This is a genomic window from Asticcacaulis sp. P2_B1, assembly GCF_056404915.1.
Window position 1 is genome coordinate 119,887 of record NZ_JBFUDD010000010.1, and the last position, 24,426, is coordinate 144,312.

Here is a 24,426-nt window from a genome sequence, read left to right on the forward strand (position 1 = left end):
AGGTGACACGACCTCAACCCCAGGTATTTTAAACCGATGACCGTCCACGTCACGTCCGATCTGCGCAGCCAACGCGACCGCTATATCGCTTTTTCCCTCGCCGCAGCCGACCTGCTGATCGAAGCCCGCCTTGATGGTGTCATCCAGCATGTCACGGGCGCCACTCAGACCCTGTTGGGGGCCTCCGCCGAAGCTCTGTTGGGGCGCCCTGTCACGGAACTTTTTGCCACGCTCGACCGCCTGGTGGTTGCACAACTCCTCGACCGCGCGCAACGCGCCGGCCGCATCGAGCCGGTGGCGCTCAACCTGCCCTCGCCCGGCGCCAAACCGGCGCCCGTGGCGTTCGGCGCCTGTTTCCTGCCGGGGCGGTCGGTCCTTTATCTAACCCTGTCGGTGTTGCCGGCGTCCTTGGCGCCCACCATGCCCGAGCGCGATGGCACGACGGGCCTGCTCAACGCCGAAGATTTCCAGGCCATGGCCAATTGCGCCGTCCGCCCCGGCGATAGCGGCGCCGGCGCCGATATGTTGCGCAATATGCGCCTGATCGGGTTGCGCGGCTTGTCGGCGGCGATGGAAGGTTTGTCCCAGGCACGTTCGACGCAACTGCTGTCCGAAATCGGCACCCTGCTGCGTTGCGAGGCGGCCAGTCCTGACATGGCGGGGCGGATCGGCGCCGACGAATTCGCCATCCTGTCGCGCAATGGCGACATCGACGACAAAGCGCTCAAGCAAGGCCTGTCCGCCACCCTGGCGGCAGCCGGAGTCAAATCTTCCGCCGTCCAACCGAATATTACCACCATCCGTCTGGTCACCGGCAATCTCGATGAAAACAGCGTCGCCAAGGCGCTTGAATACGTCATGAAGAATTTTCCGGCGGCACAACAAACCGGCGAACCGCGTTCGCTCGAAGACATGGTCGCCAGTGAGATGAAGGATACCCTGGCGACCCGCGAAAACATTCGCGCCACCATCGCCGCCAATGATTTCCAGCTGCATTACCAACCGGTGGTCGACCTCACCTCCCGCCAGGTCCACCATTACGAAGCCCTGCTGCGGTTCGTCGACAATCCGGCACCCTATGAAACGATCCGCTTTTCCGAGCAGCTGGGCCTGATCATAGATGTCGACCTGGCCGTCTGCCGCCGCGCCATTACGGCCTTGGCCGAACGCGACGACATCAGCATCGCCGTCAATGTTTCGGGCGCCTCGATTCAGAATCCGCGTTTTTGCAGCGACCTGTCCGTTCTGTTGAAGAACCATAAGAATCTGGCGGGACGGCTGCTGTTTGAGCTGACGGAATCGTCGCATATCGAGGAGATCGAACCGGCGGCGCGCTTCCTCAACAGCCTGCGTGGTCATGGCTTTTCGCTGTGCCTCGACGATTTCGGCTCCGGCGCCACGGCCTATAATTACCTGCGCCGCTTCGATGCCGACTATATCAAGATCGACGGCCCTTTCCTCAGGACGGCGCTTAGCTCCAAGCGCGAGCGCGCCCTGATACGTTCGATCGCCGTCCTGGCCAAAGAGCTGGGGTGCCAGGTCATCGGTGAGATGATCGAAACCGAGCAACTGGCCGGCATGGCGCAGCAATTGGGCATCACATTGGGCCAGGGCTACCTGTTCGGCAGACCCGAAGCCAATTTCAAGCCGGTGGCCGCGGCCATGCCGCGCCTGCGCCGGAAGGGCGAAACCGAGAGCTGGGGGTAAGGCTCATTGCCGCGAGAATTCATTGCCGCGAGAATTCGGAGTAGCTGTGGCCCTATTCAGGGTAAACCCGCACTCCGAATGGCGAACAGCGGGCCGCGTGCGATGTTACAATGCAACCTTAAATTGCCGCAACTCAAGGGCTGTCGTCCGACATAAAGGCTTAATAATTCCGCTCACGAATAGCAGGTGGCCATTCGGAGTGCCGGTTTTACCCTGAATAGGGCCACAACTACTCCGATTCTCACCAACGGTCATTTCGGGGACCGACGGCGGTAAGTCAAATTACGCGCCGTCGGTATAAGATCTTCGTGTCGCTTTTGGCTCAGTTCAAGCCGTAGACAACGCACGCCGTCGCCGTCAGGCGTTGCAGCGGCGGGGTCTGGATGAACGGATTGGCCAGGGCCTTGGCTTCGAGATATTCGGCCGTACCAGGCGCGGCCATGGACATCATCGGTGCGGGCGGAGGAGGCGGAGGCGCATAGGCCAAGCTCTTGTCGTAGCTGACTTCTTGGGCACTGCCGTAATCCGGGCTGGCATCTGCGTTGCGCGCCAGAATATCGGTGGCGCACGCCCGGCCCGTTGGATCGATCAACTGGATGCCGCCCAGCTTGCCGCCGGCGGCGTCGGCGGCCTGGCCGGCGCGGGTCCGCGCATCCTTGACCGCCTGGGTATAGAGCCAGGTATTGGTGGCATTGTCGGGCTGCAGGCTGAAATAGATCGGCTGCGACGAGGTTGGCGAGGCTGCCAGTACCAGGGCATAGGCCTTTTCCAGCACGCTCATGTCGCGGACTTCCAGGGCGATATTGAGCGAGACTTCGTAGCCGTTGATCTTGTCGCCGCGCTGATCCTCGATGCGGTTGCCGTTCTTGTCCTTGTATTGCTCATAGAGGGTGCGCATCGAGAAGCTGGTGGTCACGCGGACATTGTCCTTGCCCAGCTTGGCCAGGGCCTGCTGCAGGGCGCGGGTCATCTCGATCGCCTTGGCCTGCGCCTTGTCTTCCTTGTCGTCGACGCTGAGGAAGGTGGCCGAGAAGGTGGCGCGGTTGGCGGGGATTTCGGTAAAGACATAACCGGTCTGGGTGATGACCCCGGTCTTCATCCACCACGGCGCCTTGTCGTAGGGCGAGGTGTTGACGGGCGGTGCAGCGGCCGTTTGGGCTGTGGCGGCGGTCGCCGCCGGTCCGAACGCCAGGACGGCCAAGGCGGCGATACTGATAAGCTTTTTCATGATGTCTCCCCGTGTTGAGGCGCGCACGCTAACACGGGGTTTTGTGATCGCAAAGCCGGCAAGACGTCACGGCTACGAGAAACAGCCCCAGCCGTCATTGCGTCCGCCCATCGGAGCGGCCAGGACGGCCAGGGTGTTTTCAATGCCGGTAATCTCGGCGTGGTCGGGCAACATGAACCAGGTGACGGTGACATCCCATTTCGCCCGTCCATCGTCGTCGGTATAAGGTCCGATTTCGAGATGACAGTCGCCGCCGGCCATGGCGTCGTAAAAGGCGCGCGCCATGGCCTCCGAATCGAAGATAACGGCAAAGTCGATATCGCGCGGCAGACTCAAGTCGTCGCCGTCGGCCTGCATGTCGCGTAAGGTTTCGCCGTTTTCGTCATCGGGAAAGTGGATCATATGTAACTCCAGCCTCAATCAGTTGAGCCCATACACCACACAGGCCGTCGCCGTCAGCTTTTTCAGGGGGGGAGTCTGAACAAAGGCATTGGCCAGCGCCCGGGCTTCCAGGTCGTCGGTTCCGCCAAAGCGGGAAGTCGTGACGCCAGACACCCTTTGCAGGGATTCGGTGATTGATTTGTCGGGAAGCGCCCCGACCTCAGTAGCGGCTATGTAATCCGTCGCGTCCTCATCGGCCGGCGCGCCGCGGGCCAGGATATCGGTCTGGCACGCCCTGCCGGTCGAGTCGATCAACTGGATGGCGCCCAGCTTGCCGCCGGCCGCGTCGGCAGCGGTGGCAGCGCGGGTGCGGGCATCCTTGACGGCTTCGGTATAGAGCCAGCTATTGGTGGCATTGTCCGGTTGCAGGCTGAAATTAATGGCGCGGCTGTGACTCGGGCCCGCCGCCATGACCAGGGAATAGGCGTTGGACAATTGATCCATGTCCCGAACTTCAAGGGCGATCTCGACCGAGACCTCGTAGCCGTTGATCTTGTCACCGCGTTCATTGTCGACCATGTTGCCGTCGTGGTCCTTGTACTGCTGGTACAGGGCCTGCATCCTGAAGGTGGTCGTCACGCGGATCTTGTCGCTGCCCAGCTTGGCCAGAGCCTGCTGCAGGGCGCGGGTCTTTTCGATCGCCAGGGCCTGGGCCTTGTCCTCGCTGTCGTCGACACTGAGGAAGGTCGCCGAGAAGGTGGCTCGGTTGGCGGGCAATTCGGTGAAGACATAACCCGTTTGCGTAATGACACCAGTCTTCATCCACCACGGCGCCTTGTCGTAGGGTGACGACGCAGCGGCGGACGCGGTTTGGGCGATGGCGAAGGACGGCGCGCAGGCGATCAGTGCCAAGGCGGCCAGGCCGATAAAGTGTTTCATGATGTTCTCCCTGTTGCGGGCAAAGGCTACCACGGAGCGAGCACGGCGCAAACGCTACTTAGGCCTTCCTTATGCACCCGTGCGAAATACGTCCTGACTTTTAGCATCTTTCGCGCCCATTCTGCGGCCATGCGCGATCTCGACCCACTGCCCATTTTTCTGACTCTGCTGGCCATCACCGTCGTTATGCTGTGGTTACTGATCAAGGATCTGTGGCCGGCTCGGCTGCAGCATTCCCGCCCGCTTAACACGTTTCAGCGTGCCCGCCGCAAGGCCCGCCGCGGCGATCCGAAAGCCTGCGTGCAGTGTGCAGACTTTCTCGAATCCGGCACGGGCGGAGCGCACGAAAATCACAGCGCGGCCCGGCATTATCTTGAGATGGCCATCGAGATTTACGGCCGCATGGCACGCGACGGCGATGGCTATGCCTGGCTGAAGATCGCCGAAATCCACAATCGTCACATGCCGCCGCCGCGCATCAGCGATCTGGCCGACCGCGCCTATCACAAGGCGCTGCGCATCCATGTGCGTAAGGCCGCCGAGGGCGACGTCAACGGACTGGCCTTTGCCGGTTACCAGTTCCGTCATGGCCTGGGCGTCATCAGCGATCTCGACCGCGCCGCCGACTATCTGGAAGCCGCCGCCGCCAAGGGCCATGCGCCGTCGATGAAGAGTCTCGGCGAACTGTACCTGGCCGGAATCAGCGGCAAGAAGCCCGATCCCGTCAAGGCGGCCGCCTTGTTCCGCCAGGCGGCCTTAAGCGGCGATGTCGAGGCGCATGAGCGCGTCGCCGACAACTATTTCAACAGCGTCGGCGAACCGGCCAGCCGCGAACTGGCCTATTGCTGGTACGCCTGGGCGGCGCGCAAGGGTCGTCGCGACGCCATGCACAAGCTGGAACTGATCGAGAAGGAATGGACACCGAAGCAGTTGCGCGATGTCCAGACACGCTTGCAGGACTGGGTGCCGAGCTAAAGCTTGACGGTCGGACCGAAGACAAGCGCATAGCTGGCCGCGGCGATGACGCCCAGCACGATCCACAGCCAGTTACGGGCCAGGCTGAAATTGGCTTCCCGTGATGACCGCATGAACGCGTGCAGCCACAGCAGGCCGGACGTGCCCCCGAGCGACGACGCCATGGACGAGATCAGCACGATAATGATGCCGACCGGGTTCATCAGGCCGATCAGGATCGCCAGTACGCCGCCGGAAATATAGGCTGTCCAGGCCAGCTTGCGCCCCGTCTGACGATTGTCGCCGCCGACCAGCCGACCCAACATGCTACCGGCGGCGCGGCCCAAGAGGAAATAGGCGGCACCGCCAAATACGGCCATGACGACGCGCAAGACAAGCTGGTTATCCAGGCCGTACAGCACGCCTTCCTTGCCGGTCCCCCAGTCACCGATGCCGGCAACCCCGGAAAACAGGAAATAGCCCGCCCAGGTAAAGGCATTGAGGCCATACATCAGCCATAGAAAGACCGTCCCCGGCCCGCGAACCGTCTGCGGATCCTTCAGCCGGGCGTTCAGGATCAGCGCGGCGATAAAGGCGACCACGAGATTGACCGTATTGCCCGCCGCGGCGACGGCGCGAAACGCCCAATCGGGCAAACCTTGCGTATTGCAGTCGAAATAGTAGGCGCCCCAGGCCATCGGCTTGCCGCCGACCGCGATGCAGGCCCCGCCGTGGCCCAAGCCTTCATGCAACAGGGTGGTGACGACATAGGCGGTGGCGGCCAGGCCGATCACGGTCAGGACGTCGAAGCGTTTGGTCGTATCGGTCATGATTATGGTCCTGAGATATTGCAGGACAGAATGCCGCAAACCTGTGGTTTGGCAAGCGTCAGTACCCTTGTAAAATGTTGGACAGGCCCAATCTCTGCTATAAGCACAGTGGGAAGCACATCATGGCCCTCGCCACACTAAACGGATTTATTCGGCGGGATATCAATTTGGACCGGCCTTTGCGCATCCGGCTCAACGCGACCTCCGAAGGCCCGATGCCTTGGGATTCGGTGCCACCGATTGATATCCGCGACGCGCGTTGCCTGCAAAATACGCGCTCCGAAAGCGCTTTTTTTGCCGACCATGGCTTCGTCTTGCTGGACCATATTTCGGCCGTCAAGGATTGGGATAGCGGGCCGGACTCGCCCGTCAACGACATTGCCCTGACCTACTTGCCGGAAATAGAGCGTTTGATCCGTACGCGCCTCCTTCCAGGTTTCATGCTTGAGATAGAGCAGGGTGAGCAAATATTACGCCGTGGCCCGGGCACGCCAAATCCCTTCTACGCCAAAGGAGTCCATGGTGATTACGGTTTGACGGCCGATGATTACCAGGAGAGCGTGGAGGCCTATACGACGCCTGACACTGGCCGCGCCTGGCGTCGTCGCTTCGACCGGCCGGAAGTCGCCGGGTTCATGGTCATCAACTTTTGGAGAACCGTCTATATGGATGGCCCTCTGCAACATCTGCCCTTGGCCGTATGCGATCCCAATTCGGTCGCTGCCTCGGATCTGGTGCCATCAGCTCTGGTAGGGTTCACGCTCAGCGGCAAACCCTCCAACCAGTTGGCATTGCATCATAATGCAGCGCAGGATTGGTACTTTTATCCTGGTATGACAACGGGGGAAGTACTGAGCTTCAAGGTCTTTGAGACCTTCAAGGACGGCCGCCGGCCGGGGCTGCAAACTTGTTTTCATAGCGCATTTGTCGATCCGTCCGCACCGGACGACGCAGCACAACGACAAAGCTGCGAACATCGCGTCGGCGTGTTCATTATGAATGAGCAGTAAGGGCCACGAATGGCCGACGCGCACCTTAAAAATGCCGATGGCTGTCTTTTGCCCGCGCTCCGTTAACCACTATTAACCATCTTTCACTTTAAACTGCCGCCATGCAGGACCTTGTACAGTTAGTCAAAAATATCGAACCGTTGCGCGTTTACGGGCGGGTCGCGGTGGTCAATGGGCTGTTGATCGAGGCCAAGGGCGGCCTGTCCTATATGCAGGTCGGGGCACGTTGCGAAATCATTCGCCGCCACGACGATCCCTTGCCCGTCGAAGTCGTCGGCTTCCGCGAAGACCGCGCCCTGATGATGCCGTTCGGCCCCGTCGAAGGCGTCACCCCCGGCGCCGAAATCCGCATTTCCGGCGAAGGCGCCAAGGTCTATCCCACGGCCAACTGGCTGGGGCGGATCGTCGATTCCTTCGGCCTGCCGGTCGACGGTAACGGCCCCCTGCCCCAGGGCAAGGAAGGCTATCTGCTGAAGGCCGCGCCGCCGTCGGCCCATAAGCGCGCCCGCGTTGGAGAGCGGCTGAACCTCGGCGTCCGCGCCATGGACGTCTTCACCACTTGTTGCCGCGGCCAGCGCCTGGGCGTCTTTGCCGGCTCGGGCGTCGGCAAGTCGGTCCTTTTGTCCATGCTGGCGCGCGAGGCGACCTGCGACGCCGTCGTCGTCGGCCTGATCGGCGAACGCGGCCGTGAAGTGCGCGAATTCATCGAAGAGACACTGGGGCCCGAAGGTTTGAAGCGCGCCATCGTCGTCGTCGCCACCTCGGACGAGCCGGCGTTGAAACGCCGGCAGGCCGCCTACATGACCATGGCGCTGTGCGAATATCTCCGCGACCAGGGGCTGGAAGTGCTGTGCCTGATGGATTCGGTGACGCGCTTCGCCATGGCCCAGCGCGAGATCGGCCTGGCGACCGGCGAACCGCCGACGACCAAGGGCTATACGCCGACCTGCTTCGCCGAACTTCCCAAGCTTTTGGAACGCGCCGGACCGGGCCCGCTGCTCGACGACGGCACTCAGACCGGACCGATCACCGGATTGTTCACCGTCCTGGTCGACGGCGACGACCATAATGAGCCGATCGCCGACGCCGTGCGCGGGATTTTGGACGGCCACATCGTCATGAGCCGGACGATTGCCGAACGCGGCCGGTTCCCGGCGATCGACGTATTGAAAAGCATCAGCCGGACCATGCCGGAATGTCAGACCATCCCGGAACGCGAGGTCGTCCGCCAGGCCCGCAAGGTGATGTCGAGCTTCACCAATATGGAGGAATTGATCCGCATCGGCGCCTACCGAGCCGGCGCCGATCCCGATGTCGACCGGGCCATCGCCCTCAATCCGGACATCGAACAATTTTTGCGTCAGGACAAGGATGAATACACACCTCTTGACGAGTCCTTTACACTTTTGGCCGAAATTCTAACCAGGGCATAACCACCAGGGTTTAGGCCCAAGCCGTCGCGAGAACCCTCGCGGCGCCTGAGCGAAAAAATGGAGTTTCATCATGACCAAGTGGGCCAAATCTCTTATCCGTCTGTCCACTTTTGAAGTCGAAACCCTGCAAAAGCGCCTGGCCGAGGTCGTCACCCGCCGCACCCATGTCGAGATGAAGGTCGCGACCCTGGATGCCGAATATGAGCTGGAATGCGCGCGCGCCTCGCATGATGCGTCGCTGTCGCACAGCCTGACCGCCTACAAGCGCGGTTTCAAGCATCGCCGCGATTTGCTCAGCGCCGATCTTGATCTGATCGTCCACGAAGAGGACGGCGTCCGCGACCAACTCAGCCAGGCTTTCGAAGATCTCAAGAAGTTCGAACACGTCGCCGAACTGTCCAATCTCAAGCGCATTGCCAACGACAAGCGCCTCGAGGCCGCCGAAATGGACGAGCAGGCTTTGCGCATGAAGCGCTCGGCCTAATGCACCGCCGCGCCGTATTGACCGGCGCCGTGGCGCTGGGCGTGGCGCACAGCGTCGATGCTCAAGCCGCCTATGGCGATATTCCGCCACTGAAGTCCATCACCCCCTACCCGCTCGGCGTCGCCGTCAAGGTGCCGCAGCTCGACGATCCCAGCTGGACCAAGCTGGCCTCGACGCATTTCTCGCGCCTGACCGCGGAATGGGAAATGAAGATGGAATACATGCTGCGCGACGACGGCAGCCTGCAATTCGACCGCGCCGACCGCATCGTCAACTTCGCCCGCAATAACGGCATGGCCGTGCACGGCCATACCCTCATCTGGTACGCCGAAGAGGGCGGTCAGCATTTCGCCAAGCTGGCCGGCAAGCCCGACGCCTTTCTCAACGCCTATGCCGGCTATATCCAATCGGTCATGCAGCGTTATCGCGGCCGGATCGTCAGTTGGGACGTCGTCAACGAACCCGTATGGAACGACGGCCACGCCTTGCGGCCCTGTTTGTGGCAAAAAGTACTGGGCGACGACTATATCGGCCTTGCCTTTGAGGCGGCGCATGAGGCCGATCCCGACGCTATCCTGTTCATGAACGACTACAATCTCGAACTGACGCCGGCCAAGCGCGCGACCTTTCTCAAGCTGTGCGAGACCTTGTTGAAGAACGGCGCGCCCCTTCACGGCATCGGAACCCAGACCCATATCAATGCCGGCATCGCGCCCGGCATGATCACAGCCGCCATCCGGGACATCGCCTCGCTCGGCCTGAAGGTACACATTTCAGAGCTCGACATCTCACTGCGCGAAACCAGGCCGACCAATCTGGTGCAACCGCGCATCGATCAGGTGCGTGTCATTCAGGAACTTCTGCAGGCCTATCACGACGTGCCGGCGGGTCAACGCCACGGCCTGACCCTATGGGGTCTGCGCGACAGTGATTCCTGGCTGAATGCGCCAAAGGAAAAGAAGGGACTGCTGCCGGACGAGCCTTTGTTGTTCGACAGCCAGGGCCGGCCGAAGCCCGTGGCACAGGCCTTTGTCCGCGCCGCGAAGTAGCCGGGTCTAACGATTCCGGATTTTGACGAACCTGGCAACATAGTCGTTCGCAGGGTGATTCAGAATATCGTCCGGCGTCCCGGCCTGGACGATCTCACCGTCTTTCATGATCACCACGCGGCTGCCCAGACGCACCGCTTCGTCGAGGTCGTGGGTGACGAAGACGATCGTCTTGCCCAGCCGTTGTTGCAACTCGATCAACAGATCCTGCATGTCGGCGCGGGTCAGTGGATCGAGGGCGCTGAAGGCCTCGTCCATCAAGACGATAGCAGTGTCGACCGCCAGGGCGCGCGCCAGACCGACTCTCTGTTTCATGCCGCCCGACAGCTCATCCGGCCGCGATTTTTCATTGCCTGAAAGACCGACGGCCTCGATCCATTCCATGGCCTTGGGATGGGCGACATCCGGCTTGTCGCCACGCGCCGTCAGGCCGAAGGCGACATTGTCGAGGACATTGAGGTGCGGCAGCAGGCCGAAACCCTGGAAGACCATGCTGACCTGACGACGGCGGAACTCGCGCAGGGCCGCGGCGTCGAAAGCGCGGACATCGGCGCCGTCGACCATGATCTCGCCGGCGCTGGGTTCGATCAACCGGTTGATATGGCGAGCCAGGGTTGACTTGCCTGAGCCCGACAGGCCCATCAGGACGCAGACCTCTCCGGCGGCGATCTCGAGCGAGACATCGCGCAGGGCCAGGGTGCAGCCGGTGGCGGCCAGGATTTCGGCCTTGCCGGCGCCGTCTCGCGCCATCGCTAAGGCCGCCGTTTCCTTGCGGCCGAACAGCTTGGTAAGGCTCCGCAACTCAATCTTGCTCATGCTGCCCTCCCTGTTTGCCGCCGAACCCCTGGGTGATGCGGTCGAGGACAAAGGCCAGGATGACGATACCCAAACCGGCTTCCAGGCCCATGCCGACATCGAGCGTCTGGATGCCGTTGAGCACCTGTTCGCCGAGGCCGCGGGCGCCGATCATCGAGGCTACCACGACCATGGACAGGGCCAGCATGATGGTCTGGTTGACGCCGGCCATCAGGGTCGGCCGCGCCAGGGGCAACTCGACGCGCCACAGCATCTGCCACGACGTCAGGCCGAAGGATTCGCCGGCTTCACGCACCTCCTTGTCGACGCGCTCGATGCCGAGGGTCGTCAGGCGGATCATGGGCGGCAGGGCGTAGATGACGGTGGCGAGGATCGCCGGCACCTTGCCGAGGCCGAACAGCATCAGGGCCGGGATGAGATAGACGAAGGCCGGCAGGGTCTGCATGATGTCGAGTACCGGCAGGCTGGCCGCCTTGACCCAGCGCGATTTTGCCGCCGCGATGCCGACGGGCAGACCTATGGCCAGCGCCAGCAGACTGGCGATCAGCATCAGGGTCAGGGTCTGGGTCATCAGGCTCCATAGCCCGAGCAGCCCCATGACGAGCATCAGCACGGCGACTGCGACGGTCAGGGCGACACGTCGCGTCCCCCACCACGCCAGGCCTGCAAAGATGGCAATCAGCAGCCACCACGGGATGACGGCCAATACGGAATCGAGCGCGACGACAACGCCGAGCAAGGCATTGGAGAGGACACGGAAGCCGGCGCCGTGATCGCGCACCAGGGCGGTCACCGCGTCATTGACCGATTGACGGATCGACAGAGTCCAGGTTTCCGGAAAGGCTGAACTGTTGGCCGATTTCGCCGGCGCAACATCCAGACTCAGCGAAATGCGCTCGGCTGTCGCCGCATCGACCCATCCGCGCCACAGGTCCGGGCGATGGCGCAAGAAGGCGATGGCCTGGGCGCGCGCCGTCGATTTGGCGTCGGCGCGCTGGACCAGATTGGCGTTGAGCTCGTCCATCGGGAAGGTCGCCTTGGCCAGCATGGCGGCGACGGCCGGGGCCGATTTGGCGAACGGCGTCGAGACGCCATAGGCGACATCGGCGGCCGGCGCGGCGCAGCCTTGAGTATGGCGGCCGTCCTTACTCGTCAGATCGGCCCAACACGCGGCCGTCCACGGCGGCTCCCTTAGTTGCACCAGTTTCAGCCGTCCGGCGATTGGGCTCGGCGACCAGTAATAGAACAGCACGGGCTGTTTCTGGACATAGGCCGAGGTGATGGCGGCATCCATGGCCGGGCCGGTGCCGGGGCGGAAATCAACATAGGCATTGGTCAAGCCGTAGGCCTTGAGCTTGGCGCTGTTGACGCCTTCGCAGGTCCAGCCCGACGGACAGTTGAGGAAGCGGCCCTTGCTGGGCTGCTCAGGATCGCGGAACAGGGCGATGTAGCGCGGGTCATTGAGTTGGGCGACATCGTGCAGGTCGGGCGCCACGGCCCCCGCGCCGTGGACCAGATAGTCTGGCACGTACCAGCCTTCGTTCGCCTCGGTGAACGGATGACCGATGGCGCGCACCGTACCGGTGGCCTCGGCCTTTTTCCACACGTCGCTACGGCTGACCCATTCCTCGCCGAGGATCTGGATGCCGTTATCGGCCAGAGCCTGTTCCAGGGTCACGGTATTGCCGGGCACGGTATCGGTGGCGCAGCCATAACCGCGCTCGATCATCTCCTGCATGACGGCCGTGATGAACTCGCCGCTTTCCCAGTTGACGCCGGCGAACTTGACCGGGGTCGGGATCGGACATGACGGCGCCGCCATGGCTTGGCCGGCCAGGGCCATCACCATCGTCACGCACAGAACCACGTATCGCCAGGGCTTCATTGCGTCCTCTCCATCGTCACCTACTCAATCAGACTATATGAGCGCAGGCAAACGGCCTTTCATCTTTTTGTGTAAGATCGCGCCATGTCATGCGACTAAGCATCATGGCAGAGACAGGCGCATGATGGAACTGGAGGCGATCGTCGCGGAGCACGCCGCCATGGTGCGCCGGATCGCGACCGTCTATGAACGCCGACCGGATCTCGTCGATGATCTTGTGCAAGATATCTGGCTGGCGGTGTGGCAGGCCTTGCCGCGGTTGAACGATCATGCCACCTTGAAGGCTTATATTGCACGCATCACGCAGAATATCTGCGTCACCCATGTCCGCCGTGCCGTGGTGCGCAAGACCGAGCCGCTTAACGACACTGTGCCCGACCCGGCGCCGTCGGCCGAGGACACCACCGGGCAAAATCAACAATTGATGCGGCTGGTTGCTGCGGTGCGTGACCTGCCAGATCCGTTGAAAGCCGTGGCCAGTCTTTATCTCGAGGACATGGCGGTCAAGGATATCGCCCTGGCCCTGGGTTTGAGCGAAAGCAATGTCTCGGTCCGCCTGCACCGCGCCAAGGCCCTTATCCGCCAACGTTTCGGAGACGCCGCATGACCGAACCCGATCCGTTCATCGCCCTTTGGCAGACCGCACCGCAACCGGATGTCCAGGCTGTTCTCGACGCCGTGAAACGCGCCGATGCCGCCCACAAGCGCCTCAACTGGACGCTGGTCGCGCTGCTTTCCACCATCACCCTGATCATCGCCTTTGAAGAGGCTACGGGCCGCCTGCGCACCCATGGCGTTGTGACGATCTTGTGGACTGTCGGTCTGGGTGCCGGCCTGCTGTGGCATTGCCGCGCCGGACGCCGGCTGTCTGTGGCCCTGAGCGAAGATACGTTGAGCCTGCTCAATCTGATGATCCGCCGCGCCAAAAGGGGACTGAAGCTTGCTCGCTACCTTTATCTCGGCACCCCGGTCGGCGCCGTCGTGGGCTGGTTTATTGCCAATGCAACGCATATCAGTGCTGGTAGCAGCGGTTGGCTGTCACTCGTCCAGACGGCCGCCGGCATTGCCATGCTGGGCATGATGATGGTGTCCGGCCTTGTCCTGGCACGCCTGCGCCGCCGCCAAGTCGATGAGTTGTCGGCCCGCCTGCGCGAATTTCAGGAGGATCTGTAAGATTTCGGGGCTTGGTGCGACTGAAGTCCTGTCAGTCGTTCCACACCGGATCGGCCACCTTCTTAGGACATTCCATGTCGAAACTCTTCCGCACCCTGCTCATCGCCTTTGTCACCCTTGGCGGCCTGGTCGCCCTTTATGCCTATAAACATCTTGTCGGGCCGATCGTCTTGCCGGAAAACGCCTGGTACATCGCCGCCGCTCTGATCGTCACCGGCTCCGTCCTGTGGCAGTTGGTCACTCGCCGCGCCTGTTGCCCGAAGGCCTAAGGTCAGCAACCGTGTCAATATCGCGGTGAATGGCGGCTTCATCGGTCGCAAAACGCGCCACGCGATAGCGCCCGCCGTCGATCAGACCGCGGGCGCCACGATCGCCATCAAGCGCTCGCAGGTCATCGAAACAGGCGCGCCCGAACAGCACCGGATGACCGGGCTGACCCACATGGTACGGCACCACGATATCGTGGCCATCGAGGCCTCCGGCTAAATCGTGAAACAAGGCCGACGGCAAAAACGGCATGTCGGCCAAGACGACGAAAGCGCCGTCGCAGTCGACCAAGGCCGCGACCGCGGTGGCCAGTGACACGCCCATGCCGTCATCAGCGCGCGTATTGATCACGACGGTCAAGCGGTCGTCGGATTGCAAGTGGGCAAGGCCGGCGAAATTGCCGCGCGTTACAACGACAACCTGGCCCAACCCAAGGCCAGTGACGGTATCCAGCACATGGTCGATGACGGGCCTTCCATCCAGGTCCGCCAGCAGCTTGTCGCCAGCACCGAACCGAAGCGAGCTTCCCGCCGCGAGCACAATGGCCGCCAGCCGGTTCATATAACCTCCCGCCGCCAGGTCGCGACAACCTGAGCCATGATCGAAAGCGCAATCTCCGGCGGCGAGGCGGCGCCGATGGCCAGCCCGACTGGACCGTGAATGCGCGCCAAGGCTTCCGGCTCCGCGCCCAGACCGGCCAAGATCTCCAACCGCCGGGTATGGGCGCGACGGCTGCCGAGGGCGCCGATGAAAAAGGCCTCGCTCTTCAGGCCAGTCAGCAACAAGTCCGGCTCGAAACCATGGTCGTGGAAAACCAGAACTTGGGCGCTGTAGCGATCTAGGACCGAAGCATCGAAATCCTCAGGTGAGGTCAGGCGGTGCTGGCTGCCGTCCGGCGACCATACATCCAGCTCGACCTCCATCAATGGCGCCAATTGCATAAGCGCCGCAAGGATCGGACCCTGGCCCACAACCACCAACCGGCAGGCCGGCAGGTAGCGCCGCCTGTAGTCCGGCGTGATGACCAACTCCGCGGGCCGGCGTGCCACCCGCGCGGCGATGACGGCGGCGATATCATCGTCATTTCCACCGACATCGAAATGAACCAGCAGCCCCGAACCGCATGGCAAGGTGATATCCTTGAAGCGGGAACCTTCGCCGTAGAGCTCGGTGCGGTTCTCGCCGACCGCCATGGCCGCCAGGGCATCGTGGACCAGGGCGCCCTCGGCACAGCCGCCGGTGATCAGCCCGACCGCTTCGCCGGTTTCGCATACCGCCAACTGGCTACCGACCGGCCGCGGCGAGGCGCCCGTCGTGCTGATCAGAGTCAGCAGCGCCGTCTTCAAGCCCGCCCGTCGCCACCGCATCAGGTCGGGCAGGACGAAGTCGCGATAAACAGGCGGCGGCAAGATCACGTCAAACAGCAACCGGCTGTCTGGCCGCCAGCAAGCGTTCGGGCGTCAACGGCAATTGTCGGATGCGCGCGCCCGATGCCGCGAAGATGGCGTTGGCCACCGCCGGTACCACCGGCGGCAAGGCGGGCTCGCCCAGGCCGGTCGGCGGGAAATCGCTGGGCACGAAGTGAACATCGACCTCGGGCGCCTTGGGCATGCGCATCATCGGGATTTCATGAAAATTCGTCTGGACGGCGCGGCCCTTGCTGAAGGTTATTTCCGCTTCCATGGAACCGATGCCGTCCATGACCGCGCCCTCGACCTGGTTGCTGGCCGACGACGGATTGACGATCTGGTTGCCGACATCGCCGCACACCCAGACCTTTAGCACGCGCCAGGTGCCGTCGTCGGCGACCTTAACCTTGGCCACCTCGGCGAAATAGCCGCTGTGGCTGAAATAGGTGGCGACGCCCATGCCCTCACCCTTGGCCAATTCTGTCTTGCCCCAATTGGAACGGTCGCGCACGGCCGCCAGAACGGCGCGCATACGGGCGGGGTTATAGCCGTCGAAGCGATCGCCCTTATAGGCGTCGAGATGGCTATCGAGATGGGCGAGGCGCCAGGCGATCGGGTCTTGACCGACCGCATGGGCGATTTCGTCGCTAAAGCTTTCATGGACGAAGGCGATCGAGTTGGAGATCGGCGCGCGCAGGTAACCGGTCGGAATCGGCGTCTCGATCTGCGAAAACGCGACACGATTGTTCGGCGCTACGGCCAAAGCGAAGGCGTTGCCGGCGATCTCGTTGCCCTGGGCGATCTTGCCGTCGCGGGCAAAGGCAACATTGTGGCTGATATAGGATTGGAGCTTGCCGGCGGCATCGACGCCGGCGCGAACGCGGTAATAGCCGCCCGGGCGGAAATAGTCGTGGGCGACATCGTCTTCGCGTGACCACACCAGCTTGACCGGCACGCCGGCCTTCTGCGCGATCGCCGCGGCGTCGACCATATAGTCGTTTTCCAGCCGCCGGCCGAAGCCGCCGCCGCAGCGCCGCATATGGACGACGACCTTGTCCGGCGCGACCTTCAGGGTATCGGCCACCAGCTTGGCGCCATCGTTCGGCGTCTGGGTCGGCGCCCAGATCTCGACACCGGCGGCGGTCACCTGGGCCGTGCAGTTTTGCGGCTCCATCGGCACGTGCGGAATGAACGGCACCTCATAGCTGGCGTCGAAGGTCTTCGCCGCCGCCTTCATGCCGGCATCGGCATCACCGGTCTTTTGCTGCACCGAGCCTGAGCCCTTGAGCAGGCTCTGCGCCTTTTCGCGGTAAACCAGACTGTCGTGCTGGGCGAAGGCGGCATCGGCCCATACCGGCTGCAACAGGTCGCGCGCTGTGTTGGCATACCACCAACTGGTGGCCAGGATGGCGATGCCGTCCTGCAGGCCGTGCAAATCTGTCGAGCCTTTGATGATAAACACATCCCTGATGCCCTTGGCCGCCTTGGCTGCCGTCAGGTCGCACGAGGTCAGCCGCGCGCCATAGACCGGCGACTTGACGAAGACAGCATAGACCATGCCCGGCAAGGTCATGTCGATGCCGAAGATCGGCTCGCCCCTGACGATGCGCGGGCTGTCATAGCCCTTTTGCGGCTTGCCGATCAGGACGAAATCCTTCGGGTCCTTCAAAGCCAGTTTGGCAGGATCCGGCGCCTTCAGCTTGGCGGCGTCACCGACCAGCTCGCCATAGCCGAAACTCTTGCCGTCCTTGTGGATGACACGGCCGCTCTTGGTGGTGAAGTCTTCGTGTCCGGCCTTCATGCGCTGGGCCGCCGCCTCGATCAGCAGCCAGCGCGCCGCGGCGCCGACCTGGCGCATGGGCATATATTCCAGCGTCGTCGCCATCGAACCGCCGGCGAACTGGTCGCCATAGCGCTTGGCGTCCGATGCCGCCGTTTCGATCCTGACCTTGGCCCAATCGGCATCCAGCTCCTCGGCGATCAGCAGGGGCAGGCTGGTCTTGCCGCCCTGGCCGATTTCCGGATTCTTGGCCATCAGGGTGACCGTACCATCGGGCGCGATGGCGACATAGTCGGTCAAGGGCGCGGCCGGTCCCGTCGCCGTCTTTGGCGTACAGGCGACCATGCCGAACCCGAGCAACAAGCCGCCGCCCGCCGCCGCGCCCGCCGTCAGAAACAATCTGCGTGTCGTGTCCATGCTCAGGCGCTCCGTGTGTCGTCGGCCGGCTGGCCCGAGGCGGTCTTGATGGCGGCGCGGATGCGTTTATAGGTCGCGCAACGGCAGAGATTGCCTTCCATGGCGGCGTCGATGGCGGCATCATCGGGTTTGGGCGTCTTGGCCAGCAACGCCGTCGCCGTCATGATCTGGCCGGCCTGGCAATAGCCGCATTGCATGACATCGAGCTCCAGCCAGGCGGCCTGGACGGCTTTGCCTTCCTTGCTGTCGCCAATGCCCTCAATGGTGACGATCTTGCCCTTGCCGATGCTGCCGACCGGGGTGACGCAGGCCCGCGTCGCCTCGCCGTCGATATGGACCGTGCAGGCGCCGCACTGCGCCACGCCGCAGCCGAACTTGGTGCCCTTCATGTCGAGTTCGTCACGCAGGGCCCACAACAGCGGCATGTCGTCGGGCACATCCAGTTGACGCGGCTGTCCATTGATATCGAGCGTGATCATGTCGTCTCCCTGCGCCGTGAGATACCGGCGGTGCATCATTAGACGCGTTGCGGGGATCGTCAAATCAATTGCGACGCCGCGAAAAGGCCGGTGAGCGTCACCCGGTTGCTGGCATGGGCGATGGTGTCCGTCGAGATCACGGACTTGACCCGCGGCAATAACCGCTCATAGGCGTCGCCTGCGAAAATGGCGTGGACGACCGCGCAGACCGGCGGGGTGAACCCGGCGGCGTCGAGCTGGCGCGCCGCTTCCAGCAGGGTTTCGCCGGATGAGGCGATATCGTCGACTAGGACCGGCGTCCGGCCCCGCCAGGCCGCCATGTCCGGCAGGCAAATGCGCACCGCGCGGTCTCCCGAGCGTGTCTTGCGCAACACGACCCAGGGCGTGCCGGTATCCCGTCCCATGGCGGCGACCCACTGTTCGCTTTCCTCGTCGGGACCGATCAGCACGGCGTTGGGCACATTTGCACCAATCCACGCCGCCAGAGCCGGCCCCGCCTGCACCACGTCGGTCGGGATGGAATAGATCTCCGACAGCGCCTTGTGCCGGTGCAGGTGCGGATCGGCGGTGATCAGGCCGTCGAAGCCCTGGGACAGAAGCGCCGCGAAATGCACCGAGGTGACGGCCTCGCCCGGTTGGAAACGCGTGTCCTGACGCATATAGGCGAGATAGGGCGCGACCAGGACGACCCGGACCGCCCCCAGTTCCCGGGCCATCCGGGCGGCGAAGATCAGGCTGAGAAACTGGCGATCGGGATCGGCCAGGGTGCAGACGATCACGACCTCGGCTCCGGCCACATCGCCGGCAAGGCGGAGATAAGTCTCGCCGTCGGGAAAACGGCGCCAGTCGAGGGCGATCTGCGCGACACCGAGATGTTGGGCCAGACCCGCCGCGAAGGCCGTGTTGCCCGGCATGGCGAGGATGAGGCGGCGCGTCACGGCTCGATGCCGATCAGGTCGGGATTGCGCGCGGCATAGTCCATGGCATAGGCCATTTCGCCGGCGCTGTCGGCATGGACCTCGAGAATCGCCTGGCCGGCCGTTACTTCGTCGCCCAGCCTGACCAGTATCCGAAGGCCCGCCGCCTTGACGTCGGGCGCGCCGGCCAGCTTGGCAAGCCGCGCCACCTTGCGGTTATCGATATTGACGACCCGCCCGCTGTGTTGGACCAGCAGTGGGCGCTGCACGGCCGCTACCGGCGGCACACGCAGACCGCCCTGGGCGTCGCAAATCGCCTGGAACTTGGTCCAGGCCCGCCCGTCCGCCAAGACGGCCTCTGCCATCGCCATCCCGGCGCCGGCGGCTGCCCCGCCGCCCATTTCCAAGGCGATGCCGGCAATGCGGCAGGCACGGTGACGCAGGTCGTCCGGCCCGCCATCGCGGTTCTGCAAAATGGCCAGTATGTCCATGGCTTCAAGGGCCGGTCCGATGCCATGGCCGACCGGCTGGGCGCCGTCGCTCAGCAGGCAGCGGGCGGTGACGCCGAACTCGGCGGCGATGGCAACCAGGCTATCGGCGAGGCGCTCGCCGGCGTCGTCGGTGCGCACCTTGGCCGTGGCGCCGACGGGAATATCGAGGACGAGATGCGTGGCGCCGGCGGCGATCTTTTTTGACAGGACCGAGGCGATCAACTGGCCTTCGGGATCGACGTCTAGCGCCCGTTCCACGCGGATGAAGGCATCGTCGGCCGGGCTGAGGTGAACGGCGCGTCCGGAGATGATGCAGCCGCCTTCGCGTTCGACCACGCGGCGCATAGCGGCGAGGTCGAGATCGATCGGCGCCAGGGTTTCCATGGTGTCGGCCGTACCCGCCGGTGAGGTGATGGCGCGCGACGAGGTTTTCGGCATGGTCAGGCCGCAGGCGGTGACGATGGCGACGACCAGAGGCGTCGTCCGGTTGCCGGGCAGGCCGCCGACGCAATGTTTGTCGACGACGATGGCCTGCGGCCAGGTCAGGCGCTGGCCGGTCTCGACCATGGCCCGGGTCAGGGCGACGGTTTCGCTGTGATCGAGCGGCAGGGCCGAGGAGGCGGTCAGGAAGGCCGCAAGGTGGACATCGCTATAGCGGCCGGCCACCACGTCGGCGACGACTTCGTGATAGGCCTGCGCCGTCAGCCTCTGGCCATAGATACGGCGCCGGACATTGGACAGGGATTCGAGCGCCGGCGCGTGACGGACCGACAGGGCGGCACCCTCCGCGACACCCAGGCGCTCCCACAGACTCTCCGACAGTCCGGCTTCGCCATGCCCCAACCAGTCGCCGTCGACCTGGTACAGGATCGCGATCGCCTGGCGGCCATCGTGCGCGGTAATCACCACCTGGGCCCGCGGCGCCAGGCCTTCGGCGCGGCAGACGTGGCAGTCCGTCCGCATCAGGACGATGGCCTCCTGCTGGCTGATCAGGCCGATACGCCGGGCGCTGAGCTGGGGCGCATGGTTGACCTGGACGGGCGCGGCGGTCGTCATAGGGTATATTTTTGCATCGGCACGGAGACCACGGCCGGCCAGCGGCATTCGCCCTCGATACGGGTGCGCAGGGTCTCGGCGGCGTCTGGCTCACCGTGGACGATAAAGGTGCGGCTGGGCGGACGCTTGAAACCGCCCAGCCAGCGCAGGATTTCATCGGCGTCGGCATGGGCCGACAGCATGGACAGGTTGGCGATTTCGGCGCGGATGGGCACCCATTCGCCGTGAATCTTGACCTCGCGTGCGCCGCCCAGTAGCGCGGCCCCGCGTGTACCGGCCGCCTGGAAGCCTGAAAACAGAAGGGTGTTGCGCCGGTCGGGCCCATAAGCCTTCATGTGGTGGAGGATGCGGCCGCCGGTCGCCATGCCGCTGGCCGAGATGATGACCTTGGGCATGGCGTTGCGGGTCAAGGCCTTCGAAGCCTCGACGTCGCGGGTGTAGGTCGCCACCGCGCAGGCGGCGCGGCAGACCTCCGGCGGCAGCCTCTGGTCGTCGAGATGGCGGCCGAGAATATCGCTGGCGTCGCTGGCCATCGGGCTGTCGAGATAGACCGGCACATGGGTCAGCCGGCCGGCCTGCTTCAACTGCCACAAGTGATAGAGCAAGGATTGGGCGCGGCCGACGGCGAAGGCGGGAATGACCACCGTGCCACCGCGGGCCGTCGTCTGTTCGACGATCTGCCCCAGGCCATCGGTCGGGTCACTGCGGTCGTGGCGACGATTGCCGTAGGTCGATTCAACGACCAGTATATCGGCCTCGTCCACCGCTTCGGGTTCGAACATCATCGGATCGTCATAGCGCCCGAGGTCGCCGGAAAAGACGACGGTGCGCCCGCCCCATTCGATCTGGGCCGTGGCGGCACCCAGGATATGGCCGGCGCGACGGAAGGTCAGACGGGCGCCGCCCGGCAGATCGATCGGTGAATTAAATTCCACCGGCTTGAAGAAATCGAGACTGCGCTCGGCGTCGTGGATACCATAAAGCGGCAGGGCCGGCCGGTGTTTGGAAAAGCCGTGGCGATTGGCGAAATCGGCATCGTTTTCCTGTAGGTGACCGCTGTCGCGCAGCAGGATATCGCACAGGTCCACGGTCGCCGCGGTGGCGAAGATACTGTGGCGGAAGCCGTCCTTGACCAGTTTCGGAATATAGCCTGAATGGTCGAGATGGGCATGGGTCAAAACGACCGCACCGACCTTGGCGGAATCGAGGGGGAACGCTTCCCAGTTCTTTTCGCGCAGGTATTTCTGCCCCTGGAAAAGCCCACAGTCGACGAGCAGCGACTTCCCGTCGCACTCAAGGAGATGCTTCGAGCCCGTGACGGTCCCCGCCCCGCCCAGACTGGTCAAATTCAACATGACATCGCTTCCCCTGTAAGGCTGTATCGCCCAACCTGGCATCCTTTGTGTCGATTGACTTTGATCAACATCAACTCAAGAGCGCGCATGGGTCTGAGCTTCGGAACGATATGCCATTCGCCGAGAATCTTTTGGCCTGCAAATTGCGAATAATTCGCATTCGTAATTGACTCATGAACGGCCCTTGCTTATGACGAAATGATAATCATTCGCATTCGCAATTCGGAGCCTCCCGCCATGTCCCCCGCCGTTCGTCCTTTCCGTTTCCGTGCCCTTCTTATGGCCACCTCGTTCCTGGCCCTGGCCGGCGCGGCGTCCGCGGACGTTTCCGACGCCGCCGATGGTGCGGACGTCATCAAGGAGGTCATTGTCCAGGGTAACCGCCTGCTAAAGACGACAGCCGGCGCCACCGGACTCAATCTCACCCTGCGCGAAACGCCGCAATCGGTGACGGTGGTGTCGCAGGAACAGATGCGGGACTTCGCCCTGACCGATGCCAATGATCTGTTGGCCCAGGTGCCCGGCATCAATGTCGAAAAGGTCGAGACCGACCGCACCTATTACAATGCCCGCGGCTTCGATATCACCAATTTCCAGGTCGACGGCGTCGGCCTGCCGCTGATCTGGGGCATCCAGTTCGGCGACCTCGACACGGCTCTGTTCGATCGCGTCGAAACCGTCCGCGGCGCCAACGGCATGATGACCGGCACCGGCAATCCGTCGGCGACCATCAACTATATCCGCAAGCGCCCGACCAAGGACGTCCAGGCCTCGCTTTCGGCCAGCTACGGGTCGTGGGACGACAAGCGCCTGGAGGCCGACGTCTCCGGCCCGCTCAACGCGTCGGGAAGCGTCACCGGCCGCCTGGTCTATGCCAATGAGGACAAGGATTCCTACCTCGATCATTACGGCGTCAATCGGAATGTCTATTACGGCGTCCTGTCGTGGGACATCACGCCGAAACTGAAACTGACGGCTGGCTATTCGCAGCAGGACAATTTGGCCACCGGCGTGCTGTGGGGCGCCCTGCCGCTGGAATATGGCAACGGCTCGTTGATCAATTATCCTGTCTCGGCCTCGACCTCGGCCGACTGGACCTATTGGGATGTCCACGACAAGAGCACGTTTGGAGAGCTGAGCTACGGTTTCGACAATGGCTGGCTGGTCAAGGGCGTCCTGACCCACAAGACGTTCGAGGAAAAGGCCAAGCTGCTCTATGCCTTCGGCAATCCCGACACAACGACGGGCCTTGGCGTCTTTGCCATGACCGGCATCTATCCGTCGGAATATAACCAGGACATGGCCGATATCTATGCGTCTGGGCCGCTGCATCTGTTCGGGCGCGACCATGAGCTGGTGGTCGGCGCGTCGTCGTCCCGCTCAGCCGGCATAGAATATGAAGCCTTTTACGGTGATTACCCGGCCTATCCGGCCGTGGGCGACTGGGGCCGTCTCGAAGTCGCCGAACCGGTCTATCCCGACGCCGTGTTGCAGGCCGATACCGTCGACCGCCTGGACCGCGTCTATGGCGCGGCGCATCTGAACCTGAGCGACCGCCTGAAGGCCGTGGTCGGCTTCAACGCCATCAAGCTGACCTCCACCGGCACCTCCTACGGCGCCGATCAATCGCGCGACGAGGATGCCGTCAGCCCCTATGCCGGCGTCGTCTACGACCTGACGCCGCAGATGTCGCTCTATGCCAGTTATTCCGACATCTTCAATCCGCAGTCCGAGATCGATTTCGACCTGCACAAGCTCGAAGCCGCCCATGGCAAGAGCTATGAGGCCGGCATCAAGAGCGAGTGGTTCGACAAGCGCCTCTACGCCACGGCCGCAGTCTTCAAGTCCGAGCAATACGGCCTGGCCGAATATGCCGGCACCTTTACCGACGAAGACTATGACGGCGACGCCACGGGCAAGTCCTACTATACCGGCGTCGATACCTTCGTGAAGGGCTACGAGCTGGAGGTCAGCGGCCGTATCACCGACCAGTGGCAGGTCGGCGGCGGGTGGACGCAACTGACGATCAAGGGCCAGGACGGCGGCAATGTCCGGACCTATCTGCCGCGCCGGACCCTGAAGCTGTCGACGACCTACGATATCCCGCGTTTGCGCGATCTCAAGCTCGGCGCAGCCGTGCGCTGGCAGGACGACATTTCGATGCAGGACCTCGTCGTCGTGACGCAAAAAGCCCATGCGGTGCTCGACCTCATGGCCGGGGTCAAGGTCAGCGACCATGTCCGCGCCACGCTCAATATCAAGAACGCTACGGATGAAAAATACCTGACCAGCCTGATGTGGAACCAATCCTATTACGCCGCGCCGCGTAGCGTGTCCCTGACCCTCAACTACACCTTCTAAAACCC

Annotated in this window: 23 protein-coding genes; 10 read left to right on the plus strand and 13 right to left on the minus strand. The window is 63.2% G+C overall.

Features of this window, described 5'->3' with window-relative positions:
• Positions 1–36: 36 nt before the first annotated feature.
• Positions 37–1,707, plus strand: coding sequence for an EAL domain-containing protein (locus tag AC1DX3_RS18430; RefSeq protein WP_476990793.1), 1,671 nt, complete (start codon positions 37–39; stop codon positions 1,705–1,707).
• Positions 1,708–2,029: 322 nt separating this feature from the next.
• Here the strand turns inward: AC1DX3_RS18430 and AC1DX3_RS18435 are convergent, their stop codons facing one another.
• The 3 genes from AC1DX3_RS18435 to AC1DX3_RS18445 form a co-directional block, all read right to left on the minus strand.
• The gene (locus AC1DX3_RS18435; RefSeq protein ID WP_476990794.1) at positions 2,030–2,935 is read right to left on the minus strand and encodes an SIMPL domain-containing protein; all 906 of its coding nucleotides are present in this window, start codon (positions 2,933–2,935) and stop codon (positions 2,030–2,032) included.
• A gap of 72 nt (positions 2,936–3,007) precedes the next feature.
• Complete coding sequence (locus AC1DX3_RS18440; RefSeq protein WP_476990795.1) at positions 3,008–3,337, minus strand: ribonuclease E inhibitor RraB; 330 nt, start codon at positions 3,335–3,337, stop codon at positions 3,008–3,010.
• Positions 3,338–3,355: 18 nt separating this feature from the next.
• Positions 3,356–4,255: an SIMPL domain-containing protein gene (locus tag AC1DX3_RS18445; protein WP_476990796.1), complete on the minus strand. Its 900-nt coding sequence runs from the start codon at positions 4,253–4,255 to the stop codon at positions 3,356–3,358.
• A 129-nt stretch (positions 4,256–4,384) separates the two neighbouring features.
• Here AC1DX3_RS18445 and AC1DX3_RS18450 point away from each other — a divergent pair, with 129 nt between their 5' ends.
• Positions 4,385–5,230: a tetratricopeptide repeat protein gene (locus tag AC1DX3_RS18450; RefSeq protein WP_476990797.1), complete on the plus strand. Its 846-nt coding sequence runs from the start codon at positions 4,385–4,387 to the stop codon at positions 5,228–5,230.
• Here the strand turns inward: AC1DX3_RS18450 and AC1DX3_RS18455 are convergent.
• Positions 5,227–6,039, minus strand: a complete 813-nt coding sequence (locus AC1DX3_RS18455; protein ID WP_476990798.1) for a hypothetical protein — start codon at positions 6,037–6,039, stop codon at positions 5,227–5,229. The two genes, AC1DX3_RS18450 and AC1DX3_RS18455, sit on opposite strands and share 4 nt — an antisense overlap.
• A 122-nt stretch (positions 6,040–6,161) precedes the next feature.
• On the opposite strand from AC1DX3_RS18455, the gene AC1DX3_RS18460 reads away from it, so the two are divergent.
• The 4 genes from AC1DX3_RS18460 to AC1DX3_RS18475 all read left to right on the plus strand — a co-directional run bounded on the left by AC1DX3_RS18460 (position 6,162) and on the right by AC1DX3_RS18475 (position 10,015).
• Positions 6,162–7,049, plus strand: a complete 888-nt coding sequence (locus tag AC1DX3_RS18460; RefSeq protein WP_476990799.1) for a CmcJ/NvfI family oxidoreductase — start codon at positions 6,162–6,164, stop codon at positions 7,047–7,049.
• A 101-nt stretch (positions 7,050–7,150) separates the two neighbouring features.
• The gene (gene fliI, locus AC1DX3_RS18465; RefSeq protein WP_476990800.1) at positions 7,151–8,482 is read left to right on the plus strand and encodes a flagellar protein export ATPase FliI; all 1,332 of its coding nucleotides are present in this window, start codon (positions 7,151–7,153) and stop codon (positions 8,480–8,482) included.
• A gap of 70 nt (positions 8,483–8,552) precedes the next feature.
• The gene (locus tag AC1DX3_RS18470) at positions 8,553–8,966 is read left to right on the plus strand and encodes a flagellar export protein FliJ (protein ID WP_476990801.1); all 414 of its coding nucleotides are present in this window, start codon (positions 8,553–8,555) and stop codon (positions 8,964–8,966) included.
• Positions 8,966–10,015: an endo-1,4-beta-xylanase gene (locus AC1DX3_RS18475; protein ID WP_476990802.1), complete on the plus strand. Its 1,050-nt coding sequence runs from the start codon at positions 8,966–8,968 to the stop codon at positions 10,013–10,015. The genes AC1DX3_RS18470 and AC1DX3_RS18475 overlap by 1 nt, the downstream gene beginning before the upstream one ends.
• 6 nt (positions 10,016–10,021) lie before the next feature.
• On the opposite strand, the gene AC1DX3_RS18480 is transcribed toward AC1DX3_RS18475, so the two are convergent.
• Both AC1DX3_RS18480 and AC1DX3_RS18485 read right to left on the minus strand, forming a co-directional pair.
• Positions 10,022–10,831, minus strand: coding sequence for a quaternary amine ABC transporter ATP-binding protein (locus AC1DX3_RS18480; protein WP_476990803.1), 810 nt, complete (start codon positions 10,829–10,831; stop codon positions 10,022–10,024).
• Positions 10,818–12,716: a glycine betaine ABC transporter substrate-binding protein gene (locus AC1DX3_RS18485; RefSeq protein WP_476990804.1), complete on the minus strand. Its 1,899-nt coding sequence runs from the start codon at positions 12,714–12,716 to the stop codon at positions 10,818–10,820. The genes AC1DX3_RS18480 and AC1DX3_RS18485 overlap by 14 nt, the downstream gene beginning before the upstream one ends.
• A gap of 121 nt (positions 12,717–12,837) precedes the next feature.
• Here AC1DX3_RS18485 and AC1DX3_RS18490 point away from each other — a divergent pair, with 121 nt between their 5' ends.
• The 3 genes from AC1DX3_RS18490 (at position 12,838) to AC1DX3_RS18500 (ending at position 14,158) form a co-directional block, all read left to right on the plus strand.
• Complete coding sequence (locus AC1DX3_RS18490; protein WP_476990805.1) at positions 12,838–13,323, plus strand: RNA polymerase sigma factor; 486 nt, start codon at positions 12,838–12,840, stop codon at positions 13,321–13,323.
• Positions 13,320–13,889 carry a hypothetical protein gene (locus AC1DX3_RS18495; protein ID WP_476990806.1) on the plus strand — a complete coding sequence of 190 codons (570 nt, stop codon included), beginning with the start codon at positions 13,320–13,322 and terminating at the stop codon, positions 13,887–13,889. Before AC1DX3_RS18490 ends, AC1DX3_RS18495 begins: the two co-directional genes overlap by 4 nt.
• A 74-nt stretch (positions 13,890–13,963) precedes the next feature.
• Positions 13,964–14,158: a hypothetical protein gene (locus AC1DX3_RS18500; protein ID WP_476990807.1), complete on the plus strand. Its 195-nt coding sequence runs from the start codon at positions 13,964–13,966 to the stop codon at positions 14,156–14,158.
• Here AC1DX3_RS18500 and AC1DX3_RS18505 read toward each other — a convergent pair.
• The 7 genes from AC1DX3_RS18505 to AC1DX3_RS18535 are packed head-to-tail and all read right to left on the minus strand — an operon-like array spanning position 14,127 to position 22,060.
• Positions 14,127–14,717, minus strand: a complete 591-nt coding sequence (locus AC1DX3_RS18505; protein ID WP_476990808.1) for a nucleotidyltransferase family protein — start codon at positions 14,715–14,717, stop codon at positions 14,127–14,129. The two genes, AC1DX3_RS18500 and AC1DX3_RS18505, sit on opposite strands and share 32 nt — an antisense overlap.
• The gene (locus AC1DX3_RS18510) at positions 14,714–15,565 is read right to left on the minus strand and encodes an XdhC family protein (protein ID WP_476990809.1); all 852 of its coding nucleotides are present in this window, start codon (positions 15,563–15,565) and stop codon (positions 14,714–14,716) included. The genes AC1DX3_RS18505 and AC1DX3_RS18510 overlap by 4 nt, the downstream gene beginning before the upstream one ends.
• A gap of 7 nt (positions 15,566–15,572) precedes the next feature.
• Positions 15,573–17,762, minus strand: coding sequence for a xanthine dehydrogenase family protein molybdopterin-binding subunit (locus AC1DX3_RS18515; protein ID WP_476990810.1), 2,190 nt, complete (start codon positions 17,760–17,762; stop codon positions 15,573–15,575).
• A gap of 2 nt (positions 17,763–17,764) precedes the next feature.
• Positions 17,765–18,241: a (2Fe-2S)-binding protein gene (locus tag AC1DX3_RS18520; RefSeq protein ID WP_476990811.1), complete on the minus strand. Its 477-nt coding sequence runs from the start codon at positions 18,239–18,241 to the stop codon at positions 17,765–17,767.
• 59 nt (positions 18,242–18,300) lie between these two features.
• The gene (locus AC1DX3_RS18525) at positions 18,301–19,179 is read right to left on the minus strand and encodes a ribose-phosphate pyrophosphokinase (RefSeq protein ID WP_476990812.1); all 879 of its coding nucleotides are present in this window, start codon (positions 19,177–19,179) and stop codon (positions 18,301–18,303) included.
• Complete coding sequence (locus AC1DX3_RS18530; protein WP_476990813.1) at positions 19,176–20,705, minus strand: thymidine phosphorylase family protein; 1,530 nt, start codon at positions 20,703–20,705, stop codon at positions 19,176–19,178. Before AC1DX3_RS18530 ends, AC1DX3_RS18525 begins: the two co-directional genes overlap by 4 nt.
• Entirely contained in the window at positions 20,702–22,060 is a 1,359-nt protein-coding gene (locus tag AC1DX3_RS18535; protein WP_476990814.1) for an MBL fold metallo-hydrolase RNA specificity domain-containing protein, read from the minus strand. Before AC1DX3_RS18535 ends, AC1DX3_RS18530 begins: the two co-directional genes overlap by 4 nt.
• A 237-nt stretch (positions 22,061–22,297) precedes the next feature.
• On the opposite strand from AC1DX3_RS18535, the gene AC1DX3_RS18540 reads away from it, so the two are divergent.
• On the plus strand, positions 22,298–24,421 hold the full coding sequence (locus AC1DX3_RS18540) for a TonB-dependent siderophore receptor (protein ID WP_476990815.1): 2,124 nt from the start codon (positions 22,298–22,300) through the stop codon (positions 24,419–24,421).
• Positions 24,422–24,426: the final 5 nt, after the last annotated feature.